The 11043-nt window shown below is 51.6% G+C and carries 15 protein-coding genes and 1 pseudogene; all 16 read left to right on the forward strand.

Going from position 1 to position 11043, the window contains the following annotated elements; translation table 11 throughout:
• Positions 1-461 (forward strand): annotated as a pseudogene (locus PPL9_RS34495) (terminase large subunit); the annotation flags it as partial.
• Positions 458-1720 (forward strand): phage portal protein, encoded by a 1263-nt coding sequence (locus PPL9_RS27160; protein WP_057465656.1) that lies wholly within the window; start codon positions 458-460, stop codon positions 1718-1720. The pseudogene PPL9_RS34495 and the gene PPL9_RS27160, both read left to right, overlap by 4 nt.
• Entirely contained in the window at positions 1710-2309 is a 600-nt protein-coding gene (locus PPL9_RS27165; protein WP_057465657.1) for an HK97 family phage prohead protease, read from the forward strand. The genes PPL9_RS27160 and PPL9_RS27165 overlap by 11 nt, the downstream gene beginning before the upstream one ends.
• Before the next feature lie 64 nt (positions 2310-2373).
• Positions 2374-3642, forward strand: a complete 1269-nt coding sequence (locus PPL9_RS27170) for a phage major capsid protein (RefSeq protein WP_057465658.1) — start codon at positions 2374-2376, stop codon at positions 3640-3642.
• A gap of 66 nt (positions 3643-3708) precedes the next feature.
• Positions 3709-3909 carry a hypothetical protein gene (locus PPL9_RS27175; protein ID WP_152986846.1) on the forward strand — a complete coding sequence of 67 codons (201 nt, stop codon included), beginning with the start codon at positions 3709-3711 and terminating at the stop codon, positions 3907-3909.
• Between the two features lie 11 nt (positions 3910-3920).
• The gene (locus tag PPL9_RS27180; RefSeq protein WP_057465660.1) at positions 3921-4538 is read left to right on the forward strand and encodes a hypothetical protein; all 618 of its coding nucleotides are present in this window, start codon (positions 3921-3923) and stop codon (positions 4536-4538) included.
• 21 nt (positions 4539-4559) lie between these two features.
• A complete protein-coding gene (locus tag PPL9_RS27185) occupies positions 4560-4892 on the forward strand; it encodes a phage head closure protein (RefSeq protein ID WP_057465661.1) in 333 nt (110 codons plus the stop codon).
• A complete protein-coding gene (locus PPL9_RS27190) occupies positions 4892-5320 on the forward strand; it encodes an HK97 gp10 family phage protein (protein ID WP_057465662.1) in 429 nt (142 codons plus the stop codon). Before PPL9_RS27185 ends, PPL9_RS27190 begins: the two co-directional genes overlap by 1 nt.
• Positions 5317-5721, forward strand: a complete 405-nt coding sequence (locus tag PPL9_RS27195) for a DUF3168 domain-containing protein (RefSeq protein ID WP_082597140.1) — start codon at positions 5317-5319, stop codon at positions 5719-5721. Before PPL9_RS27190 ends, PPL9_RS27195 begins: the two co-directional genes overlap by 4 nt.
• A 2-nt stretch (positions 5722-5723) precedes the next feature.
• Positions 5724-6161 carry a phage tail tube protein gene (locus PPL9_RS27200; RefSeq protein WP_057465664.1) on the forward strand — a complete coding sequence of 146 codons (438 nt, stop codon included), beginning with the start codon at positions 5724-5726 and terminating at the stop codon, positions 6159-6161.
• Positions 6158-6496, forward strand: a complete 339-nt coding sequence (locus PPL9_RS27205) for a hypothetical protein (RefSeq protein WP_152986847.1) — start codon at positions 6158-6160, stop codon at positions 6494-6496. The genes PPL9_RS27200 and PPL9_RS27205 overlap by 4 nt, the downstream gene beginning before the upstream one ends.
• Positions 6497-6528: 32 nt before the next feature.
• Positions 6529-6696, forward strand: a complete 168-nt coding sequence (locus tag PPL9_RS32870; RefSeq protein WP_200962381.1) for a phage tail assembly chaperone — start codon at positions 6529-6531, stop codon at positions 6694-6696.
• Positions 6689-8950: a phage tail length tape measure family protein gene (locus PPL9_RS27210; RefSeq protein WP_057465666.1), complete on the forward strand. Its 2262-nt coding sequence runs from the start codon at positions 6689-6691 to the stop codon at positions 8948-8950. The genes PPL9_RS32870 and PPL9_RS27210 overlap by 8 nt, the downstream gene beginning before the upstream one ends.
• Positions 8951-9652, forward strand: coding sequence for a hypothetical protein (locus PPL9_RS27215; RefSeq protein ID WP_057465667.1), 702 nt, complete (start codon positions 8951-8953; stop codon positions 9650-9652).
• The gene (locus PPL9_RS27220; RefSeq protein WP_057465668.1) at positions 9652-10248 is read left to right on the forward strand and encodes a hypothetical protein; all 597 of its coding nucleotides are present in this window, start codon (positions 9652-9654) and stop codon (positions 10246-10248) included. Before PPL9_RS27215 ends, PPL9_RS27220 begins: the two co-directional genes overlap by 1 nt.
• A 400-nt stretch (positions 10249-10648) precedes the next feature.
• Positions 10649-11043: hypothetical protein (locus PPL9_RS32620; RefSeq protein WP_200962382.1), on the forward strand; the 395-nt coding region annotated here is incomplete at its 3' end.

Here is an 11043-nt window from a genome sequence, read left to right on the forward strand (position 1 = left end):
TCTGCGCCAAAGCTCATCCTGTTGAAATTGGTTGTGATCAATACGGGCTAGAGAACCTGCAAGACCACCTGAACGATATCGGGGCAGACTTGCCGATGACGATACATCCGCAAGGATTTGCTAAGCGGATTCTCGACAAGGACAAGGAGCAGCCTGAAGGTGCTCAGGAGGTCTATTTATGGATGCCCGATTCCATAAACAAGTTTGAGGATGCGGTGTTTGATGGCCGCATGCGAGTTGCTTCCAATCCCATGATGACGAACTGCGCGGCGAATGTTGCTTACGCTCAGAACCGAACCGGACACCGGATGTTCGACAAGCAAAAAGCAACGGGCCGTATCGATGGAATGGTCTCTCAGGTGATGTCGATTGGTGTTGCTACATGTCGCGAGCGCTTCGACAGCGGGCCAGCTCCAACACCATGGGACAATGATCCTAACTTCAAATTGGTGGCTTCATGAAAATCCCGACGATCAAGCCTAAAGAGAAACGCAGCACACTGGAAGATCCTAGTGTGTCGCTAACTGCGGAGAATTTTTTGCAGTCCTTTGGGATGGGCAACTACACCTCAAAGGGCGGGACGGTAGTTACCATTGATGCAGCTTTGAGCATTCCAGCGATCTGGTGTGCGGTGAACTTCATCGCATCCACCTTGGCGAGTTTGCCGCTGCATGTTTATGACCGGACAGGGGATGACCGTAAACGGGTAAGAGATGGCATCGCAGACATTCTTGGATTTGCAGTCAATGATGAGACGACCTCGTTTGCTTGGCGCTATCACTTCTTCATGAATGTGCTGACTGGTGGCAGGGGCTTCACTTTTATTGAACGCAACAAACGGGAGCAGGTCATCAATCTATGGCCGCTTGATCCTTCAAAGGTGACAATCGTTCGCCGGGTTGGTCGCACCTTCTATGAGTATCGCGATGGCAATCGGACGCTGGTCTATGAGGCGCGTGAGATTATCGACCTGGCATTCATGATGCAGGGCAACTCACTCAAGCACCGTGGTCCGCTTGCTGCTTGTGCGCAAGCTATTGGCCTGATGATTGATGCCAATAGTTATGCCAGCAACTACTTCAATAATGGTGGTGTGCCGCCTTATGTGGTGACTGGCAACTTTCAAAATAAGGAAGCACTCAAGCGTGCGGCTGAGGAGTTTCAAAGTGCGATCTTAGATATACTTGCAAAGAGCCGGAATGCTTTCACTTTGCCGTCAGGGATGGATATCAAGACGGTCGGTTCCGATCCAGATAAGAGCCAACTTATTGAGACTAAGCGATTTGGGATTGAGGAAGCTGCTCGCATTTACCAGCTACCACCCGCATTCCTTCAGGATCTCACAGGCGCAAAATTCAATAATGTTGAACAGCAGGACTTGCACCTGACGAAACACACCATCCGCCGATGGGTGAACCAGCTTGAGCAAGAGCTAAACCTAAAGCTCTTTGGCCGCTCAAACCGTAACCAGTTTGTTGAGTTCAATATGGATGGCCTGCTGCGCGGTGACTTCAAGACCCGCATGGAAGGCTATGCGACAGGTATCACACACGGCGTGCTAATGCCAAATGAGGCGCGTCGGCGTGAGAACTTGAGTGATGCTCCAGAAGGCAAACATCTCTTCATTCAAGGCGGAACATTCCCAATCAACTATCAACTCAATCTGCCAGCGCCGAAGGCTGGTGCTGCGCCTAAGAAAGAGGGCGACGATGAAGCATGAAACTCGCATGGGGCAAGCCGTTGAAGTCCGTGAAGGTGACGATGGCGAGGGCATCCGCGTAACTGGATATGCGGCGGTCTTCAATCAAGAAACAGATATTTGCGGTTTCTTCAGAGAGCGAATTTTGCCGGGGGCTTTCTCGGATGCAATCGGAAAAGACGATGTTGTCTTTCTGGTCAATCATCATGGGTTGCCTCTCGCTCGGACACGCTCAGGCACCTTGAAGCTGTCCGAAGATGATCACGGCTTGAAGATAGAGACTGAGCTTGATCCAAATGATCCCGATGTGCAGGCGCTCATTCCCAAGATGCAGCGCGGTGATTTGGATAAAATGTCGTTCGCTTTTTCCGCTGTCAAAGAGACATGGGACGAAACGGTCGATCCTCCGATGCGTTCGGTTGAGAAAGCCGAACTCTATGATGTCTCGGTTGTTACGAACCCTGCCTACGAGGGAACAGAAATTGGCCTGCGTAGTTTGCAGACACATCGTGAGAACCTTTCCCCGCAACGAAAATCATCCGCTGTTTCTGTGAGTAAGCGGCGGATGCAGTTGGGCCTTGTTCAAATGGAACAGGCAAACAGCAAATAGGCTGCGCCCATTTGCTTTCTCTCGCGTCTAGTCGGCGCTTTCTTCAAAAAACTGGAGCTATGAAATGAGCAAGCTTAAAGAGCTGCGCGAGAAGATGGCGCGCATTGCCACGAACGCTCGTGCAAAACTTGATGAAATTAAAGATGATACAACAGAAGAACGTGCAGCCGAGGTCGAAGCCGAATTCGATACCATGATGGCTGATCACGCAAAGCTGGAAAAACAGGCTGAGCGTGAAGAAAAGCTAGAAAAGGCTGAGCGTTCTGCCAACGCTGGTGATGAGCGTCGGCCTCATGGTGATGGTGATGAGGCGCGGGGGGGCGATGATCACAAGCCGATAGCTTATCGCGAAGCCTTTCACCAGTTGGTGCGCAGCGGTGGCGACATGTCTTTGCTTGAACCTGAAGCTCGTAATCTGCTGCGGCAAGGTGTGGACTCTACTGCTGAGTTCAGAACACAGACAACAACGGTTGAAGGTGCTGGTGGCTATACGGTACCGGAAGAGCTTCAAACCACGTTGATCAAGGCGATGGCCGCCTTTGGTCCGATGTACGATGAAGACGTCTGCACAGTTATCAACTCCTCAAGTGGTAACCCAATTCCGATGCCGACCCTTGATGATACGGACAAAGAGGCGGAGGGGCATACTGAAGGTGGCGAGCCGAAAGATGATAATAGTGGCGACATCACCTTTGCTCGTTTCACGTTGGGAGCGCATTCGTTCAACACACCATTTATCAAGTTCTCACCAGAGCTGGCACAAGATAGCGTCTTTGCAATGGAAGGTTTGCTTTCTAGTCTGCTTGGAGAGCGCAGTGGTAGGAAAGCGAACAAGCAGCTAACCATTGGAACGGGAACTGGCGAGGCTACCGGCATTGTGACGGCAGCTCCACAAGGATATGAGGCTGCTGCTAACAACGCACTCTCTTCTGATGAAATCCTTGAACTGGTGCACTCTGTTGACCCCGCCTATCGCCAGTCACCAAAAGTCCGAGCGATGTTTAACGACAACACATTGCTGGCACTGCGCAAACTGAAGGATGGTGAAGGTCGCTATCTGATCACAGAAGCTCCAGATGGTACCGGACGTTTGCGCGTTGGTTCTGTTAGTGTGCAGTATTCAATCAACCAAGCAATGCAGAGCATCGGGGCAAATGCCAAACCCATTGTGTTTGGTGATTTCGGCAAGTACTTCGTGCGCAAAGTTGGAACGCCTCTGATCGGTATTCTCCGCGAGCGTTTCTGGCCTCAACTGGGTATCGCCCTCCTTATGCGCCTTGATGGTGGATTGGGTGACCCGCGGGCGGTCAAGCATCTGAAGATGCCTTCCTAATCAACCTGGGTGTTGAAAAAGTCGGGCGGTGATCCGTCCGACGCTCTCTTGACAATGGAGGTTGAAATGCAAGTGAAACTTTTGTGCTCTCGCTCTGGTCCCAAGATTTCGCAACGTATGGGTGAGGTCGTCACTGTGACTGCGAAAGAAGGTAACCGCTTGATCGAGAAAGGTATGGCAGCGCGGATTACACCGCAAAAAGCGAAAAGAGCTGCACGTCGTACGCGTGCTCGCAAAGCTACTGCCAAGGCTGATGCATCTAAGTAACGGGCTATCAGATGACAACTCATTTTGATGATCGCGGATATTACGAGCGAGTGAGCGGACCCGTTGAGGAGCTGCTCTCTTTGCAAGACGTAAAGCGACAGGTCTGCGTGAAGCACTCGGATGATGACGATATTCTGCAGCGCTTGATTGAGACGGCAACAGAGTTTCTCGATGGTCCGTCCGGTTGCCTTGGTCAGGCGCTGGTCACGCAAGTCTGGCGCTGCGCGTGGTCGCGGCCACCTTGCGGCAATCAAAAACTGAAGCTGCCTTGTGGTCCGGTCCAGAAAATCGAGAGCGCTTCCTACTTCGATACTGATGGCAATGAACACTCAATTGTTCCCGCCAAGCTCTGGCTGCTTCGCAGGTCAAGTGAAGCCAAAGTGTTTCCGGGAACTGGCTTTGCATGGCCGTCTATGTCGGACCACCCAGAGGCATTGAGCATCACGTTCACTGTTGGATATGGTTCATCTGCTGACGTTCCCAGCGATATCATTCATGCTGCTCATTTGATGGTTGGGAACTGGTACGAACACCGTGAACCTGTTGTGGTGGGCACCATTGCCAGTGAGCTGCCTTTGAGCGCTCAACGCTTGATCGACAAGAATCGTGTTGGCTGGGTAAGCGGTTAATCTCTTCAAGGATAATTTGATATGCGGGCAGGCAAGCTCAGAGACACCGTGATCTTTCGGCGTAATACTCCTGTGCCTGATGGTAGGGGCGGTGCTGAAGATAAGTGGGGTGATTTGTTTGAAACCTGCTGTGAGCTTCAGATGTCCAAAGGTCGGGAGCGGGTAGCGGCTGGTACGATTAGTGCTCCTGCCTCTGGGGTTTTGCATGTCCGTTATTGCTCTCAAGCAGCAAGCCTGAGCGAAAAAGATATCGCTGTGATCGACAGTGAGATCTACAACATTCGCTCAATCATCGATCCAGATCGGCGTAAGCGGCGCTTGGAGCTGGTTGTTGAGCGCGGGGTCGCGGTCTGATGGCTGACGGCATCAAGGTTGATACGCGAGCTATTGAGAAGCATCTAGCTCAAGCTCGCCAAATGATCCCAGCTATCGACGACGAAATGAAAAAGGCCAACAAAAAGAGTAGCAAAGAGTTCGTTGATCTTGCCAAGGGCCTTGTCACTAGAGATCATGGTGATCTCGCAGAGTCCCTTGAATATCGTGAGGTCGATGATGGCATCGCAACCTTCACACAAAAGGGCGGCAAGACTTCCAAGTCATATGCGACTTCGAGCGCGTGGGGTGTTTACGGCTTATGGCGCTGGTTCCTCATTGAGTATGGAACTGTGAAAACTGCCGCGCAGCCATTCATCAATCCAGTTCGCAGACTGCTCAAGCGTCGTCATCAACGGCGTATGAGCACTGCGCTCAATCGAGCCTATAAGAGAGCTTTCAAAAAATGATGGAGTTCGCGGTTGCGTTGCAGGACTGGCTATATCGCACTCTGACCACTCCAATCATTGAGGGGGTTCGAGGTGTTCATGACCACAAACGCAAAGATGGTTCTGCCTATCCGTTTATTGAGATTGGTGAAGTCAGCGACGTTCCAGATGATGCGCATGGTGCATCCGGTGGTGAGCATGTCATCACGCTTCACATCTGGTCGCGCTCACCTGGGCAAACGGAATTGAAGACAATCATGGCTGAGATTTATCAGCGATTGCATGATGTGGGCGTTGATATCAATGGGCCTTCAACCTGCTTCTTGTTGGTAGAGCATACCCAATCGCTAGAAGATCCTGACGGGGTCACACGCCATGGCGTGATGGCGGTTCAATTTACTATCCGAAAACTGGAGAGCTAAGCATGGCTGGTGCAGAATCCCAAGGCAAGCTGATGTTGATTCAGCTTGGTAATGGCGGTGACCCTGAAACGTTTGAAAGCGTGTGTGGGGTTAAAGATAAGAGCCTTTCGATTAACAACGAAGTGGTCGATACCACGCGGCCTAATTGTGATAATCCAAGTGCCCCTCTTAACTACTCAGGTGCTTACGGTATCCGAACAATTTCCCTCAGTGGCAATGGTGTGGCTACCAGTTCTGAGACGTATCAGCGAGTTGTACAACACGCTGTTGGGCAGGTGTATGCCAACGCAAAAATTATCGTTCCTTTGTGGGGTACTTTTACCGGGACGGTGGTCTTCAACAAAGTTGATGTGAGCGGTCCGATGCAAGGTGAGTTGGAGTTCTCTCTTGAGCTAACTATGACTGGTGACATCACCTTTGAATTGGATGTGCTCACATGAGAAAACCCAACAAATCGCGAGGTGAAGTGGCTTGCACCTTCAACGGCAGTGATGTGATTTTGTGCGCGAACATGCAAGCGCTCGATCAGATTGATGCTGAACTTGATCTCTCCATCTCTGAAATCATGACTGGTCTTGATCGCGGCAAGATCCGCGTCATCAAAACCTGCTTTGAAGCCATGACCATTGAAGGTGACGCGGAAGCAGCTTTGAAGAAATCTTTTGGCATTCTGGGTTTTTATGATCTTGCCGGAAAGATTGCTCAGGCTCTTGTTATTGATTCTGATGAAGCAGATGCGGCGGGAAAGGGCAACGCAGCGGAGAGCGATCACTAACGCGCTTTCCGCTGCGTGAGTGGATGCAGTGGATGCCTGTGCTCGGATGGACGCCAGAGGTTTTCTGGAAGGCGTCCATCAGTGAGCTGTATGCGGCAATGAATGGATACAACAAAGCGAATGGGCTTGGGCCTGATGAGAGTGACATCACCGAAGATGATCACGTCGAGCTGAGAGAGTTGGTAAATCGATATGGCTAGCAAGCTTGAGCAGAAGCTAATCACAACTTACGAAGCTCGCGTGACCGACGTAGAGCGGCAGATGAAAAAGGTTGAGCGTGCTCAAAAGAAAGCGTTCAACGATAATCAGATCAAGAGGTTTAACAAGTCTATCGGCCAGTCTGGCACCGCTGCTGGAAAGATGCGTAATACCTTCTCTCAAGCAGGTCGTTCTGTTGCTATCCTTGAGGGGCCGCTTGGTGGTGTCTCCGGTCGTCTCGGTGCGGTCGGTGGTGCGTTGGGCAGCGTCAATCCAGCACTGGTTGCGGCTGGTGTCGCAATGGCTGCATTCGCTGCTGTATCGGTTAAGGCAGTCAATGCTTTTGAGGCGTTTGAAGTGCAGCAAAAGCGTACTGACGCGGTGCTTAAAGCGACAGGGTTTTCTGCTGGTCGTACATCCAAGCAGCTAGAGCAGCTTGCTCAAGGTGTTGGACTTGATACGCTTGCCAGTACAACTGGTGTTCGTGATGCAATTGCTCAGCTCTTAACATTTCGATCCGTTGCAGGAACAACCTTTGATCGTACGATCAAGCTTAGTCAGGATCTGGCGGCTGTTGGCTTTGGAACTCTCTCAAGCTCTGCGGTGCAGTTGGGTAAGGCTCTGGAAGATCCGGTGACTGGCTTGTCTGCGCTTCGCCGCGTTGGTGTATCGTTCACTCAAACTCAGAAAGACATGATCAAGAACTTCATGGCCACGGGGCAGGTCGCGAAGGCACAAAACGCAATCCTTGATGCGGTAGAAAAGCAAGTCGGTGGTGCTGGTGCAGCTGCTGGCGGTGGGTTGGCTGGGGCTTACGATGGTCTCGCGGAATCCACTCAGATCCTGCTTGAGCGTTGGGGGCAGCAGATTGCAAGCGCCACTGGTTTAACGGATGCAATCCGAGGCATTGCTGGTGCTGTTGATGAGGTCAATCATAAAGCAACGCTGCCGGGTCAGCTTGAGACGACTAATGAGGATATTGATCGTGTTCAGGCAAAACTACTGCACTTTCAAAAGCCAACGCAGGGGCGTGGGGGGCGCACTGGTCGGATTGAGCTACTAAACGAGGAGCTTCGAGAGCTTCATTCAAAGCGCAAAGAGATCTTGAAACAGATCGATCAGGAGAGTGTCGAGGCTTATAGCTCTTACTCCAAGAGCCTGAAGGCTCAGGAGTTGGCGGCAACTGAGCGCATTCAAAGTGTGATCGCTGCTCAGCAGAAGATACTTGAGACAGCCAAGAAAACACCACTGCAACGGGTAATCGACACGAACCTAAGCAGTGCCGGGGTGACTGCTGACAGTGATGAAGGCAAGCGGATTGTTGATATTACAAAACGTGCCTTTGCGATGCAGACAGAGAGCAAGGCGCGAACCAAAGTTGCCAGTGCTGCCAAGAAACAGTCGGACAAAGTCAAGGAAGTTATTAAGGCGCTTGAGGTTGAACGCGAGCAGATGAGTATGAATGTACTCCAGAGGCGCGTACATAATGAACTGATCAAAGCGGGAAGTGCGGCAACGAAAGAGCAGAAGGCTGAGATTGAGCAGCTCGTGATTGCCAACGATAACTGGGCAAAGAAGAACGAAAAAGCGATGGGCATTGCCTCATTTGCAGGTCAGCATATTCAAAGCGAATTCTCTTTGATCACGAGTCAGATTGAGACTGGTAACGATGCGCTTGATCGCTTTGTTCAATCAATGCTTGATGCAGGCGTACAAGCTGCATTGTTTGGGAGTGGGCCTTTTGGATCTTTCTTTGGTGGAGGGGCTAGCAGTTCAGGTCCGAATGGCGGCGGGATGGTGGCTGCTCTTGCAACAATGGCATCCTCCTTCCTTGGGTTTGATGGTGGTGGCTGGACTGGTCCGGGGGGCAAGTATACGCCTAAAGGTATCGTGCACGGTGATGAGTACGTGTTTTCGAAAGAGGCGACTAGGAAGCTTGGTGTTGCCAATCTTGATGCGCTGCACAAAAGCGCGAAGGGATTTGCAAAAGGCGGCTTTGTTGGTGGTCCGGTGCCAATGATACCCAAGCCCGCTGCTAGCACACCTCAACCTGCAAGAGGTGGCGGTGGGCCTATGGGCGCGACGATTGAGGTGAAAGCCTCCAAGCTACTTGATTTCCATATTGAACAGATTGCAGGCATGGTTGTGCAGAGGGCGAGTGCTGGGTTGATTGCTGCAGGTGGTCAGGCCGGAGCCACAATTGTGCAAAAGAACTTCTCTGCTATGCAATCTCAAACCGCAGCACAGGTTGGTTAAATGGTTGCTTATCTAGAGTGGACGCATGGTCTTCTTGCGCCTCGGCATTACTCTTCGGGACTGGACCCACAAGAGACGCCAGAGGAGCGAATGTCGCTCACGGGTCGATTGGCAAATGGTGCGGTTCCGGGGCTTGGGATCTGGCGTCCGAAACTGGTAGAGATACCGGTTCACAAGAGCCTGAACCTAGAGGTCTATGAAGGCATCGTGGCACAACTGCATGGGCGAGATGTGCCTGTTCTGCTGCCGTTTTATCATTATGGCAGATACCCCAAAGCTTCAGACCCAAGCGAGACGACATTCTCAAGCGGTCAAACTTTTGAAGGTGGTGCAGGTTTCTTTGTCTCTGGCACGACAGCTTTGATCGCAAAGAAGGCTGATGCCGGTACGGTGTTTGTCTGTATCAAAAAAGTCTCGTGCGGAAAAATCCGTCCTGGGCATGCGTTCTCTGTTGGCTGGCACCTTTATCAAGTGCGTTTTGTCGAAGAGCAAGATGGTGCGATCGCAAAGGTGCAGATCAGGCCTGAGCTACGGGCTGATGTTTATATCAGAGATGAAGTTGAGTTTGTGCGTCCAGTTGTAATGGTGACTGTTGTTGATGGTGCTGCATTCAATGTAGAGATGCAGTTTGGCAGGTATGCAGAACCTTCGCTCCAGTTCATCGAGAATACGAAACCACATGTGCCAAGTGAAGGTGAGTGATGGGCTTATATTCGCAAGAGCAGATTGCAGTTATCAGGCGTAACAAAGCACGTGTTGCAAGGGCTTGGGAGTTTCGTTTCACGTCTGAGACAGTTTGCATCTGGAATGGCAATGTAGACCGACGGTTTGCTGACAATCCAAACAAGTTCGTTGGGATGAGAGGGCAGCTTGAAGCACCCAGCGTCCCATTCTCCAGTAAAGGGGAAAATGAAACTGCATTTTTCCGGGTGCATGGTTTGCCTGCCTTTATCAAGAACTTGATGTGGGATGCTCAGGCTGAGGTCTATGGAAACTACATCGTTGAATACCTGATGATATTGGATCGGCAAACCATGCAGCTTGTTGGGCCGATGGTCCTCAATCAGATTTATGTCATGAGGCGCTTAAGGGCTGCGCGTCAGGGATCAACGATCAGTGGTAGCTCTCCCAGCTACAGCCTTTCAATACTGGTTGCGACGGTGTTTGAACATCGCGCAGAGGCGGCTTTTGGCAGATACACGGAAGCCGATCAGAAGGGCCGGCACCCAGACATTGGCGACAAGATTTTCAACTACGCTCCTGTGATCGCCAGAGGAACACCAATTAAGTTGGTATGAGCGAGCAGCTTCTCCGCACCTACTTCCAGCAAGTCTATGCCAAGGGTTTTGGCTATCAGCCAGACCGTGTTGATTGCTGCCGCTTTCCTGCTGATTGGATTGTTTTTCGCGGTGGTCCAGATCCGGCTGCACACTGGCGAGGGCGATATGAGGCCGAGGATCAAGCTCTTGCGTTTGTGCATGAAGCGGGCGGACTGGTGAACATACTAGATCTGGGTATGACATCTGCTGGTCTTCAGCGGGTTGGTGAACCTTGCACGGGTGATGTTGGATGCATTGTGGTTCGTGCATGTCGCAGCGTCGTTGGGTCGATCTTTTGCGACGGGGTTTGGTGGACAATAAGCGAGCTTGGCGTTCTGCCAGTTGAAGCCAGATGCTTGAGAGCTTGGAGGAATCCAGAATGCCAATGGTCTTGCCAGCGATAGGAGCATTTATAGCGGGCGCAGCCGCTGCTGCCGGGGTTGGCAGTGCGCCACTCAGCCTGCTCGCTTTAGGAGCTGGAGGGGCTTACGCGGCTGGTGCTGCGACAGTAGGAACCATTGCAACAGCGATCAGTACTATTGGTGGTGCTATTGGGCTTGGGGCTATCATTTCGGCAGGCGCTTCAATTGCAAGTGTTTTGCTTTCTGCTCCTCAAACTCCTGTGCAAAACCTGCCAACCAGCCAGCGACAGATTGTAAGAGAATCCGTTGGTTATCGCCGAAAAGGATGGGGTAGGGTTGTTGGTGGAGGGCAGTTGCTCTTTGCTGCTGTGAGGTCGGGTAGTTCTCGATGGCCGAGTGGCAACAACTATTG

It is taken from the genome of Pseudovibrio sp. POLY-S9 (assembly GCF_001431305.1).
Lineage (GTDB): Bacteria > Pseudomonadota > Alphaproteobacteria > Rhizobiales > Stappiaceae > Pseudovibrio.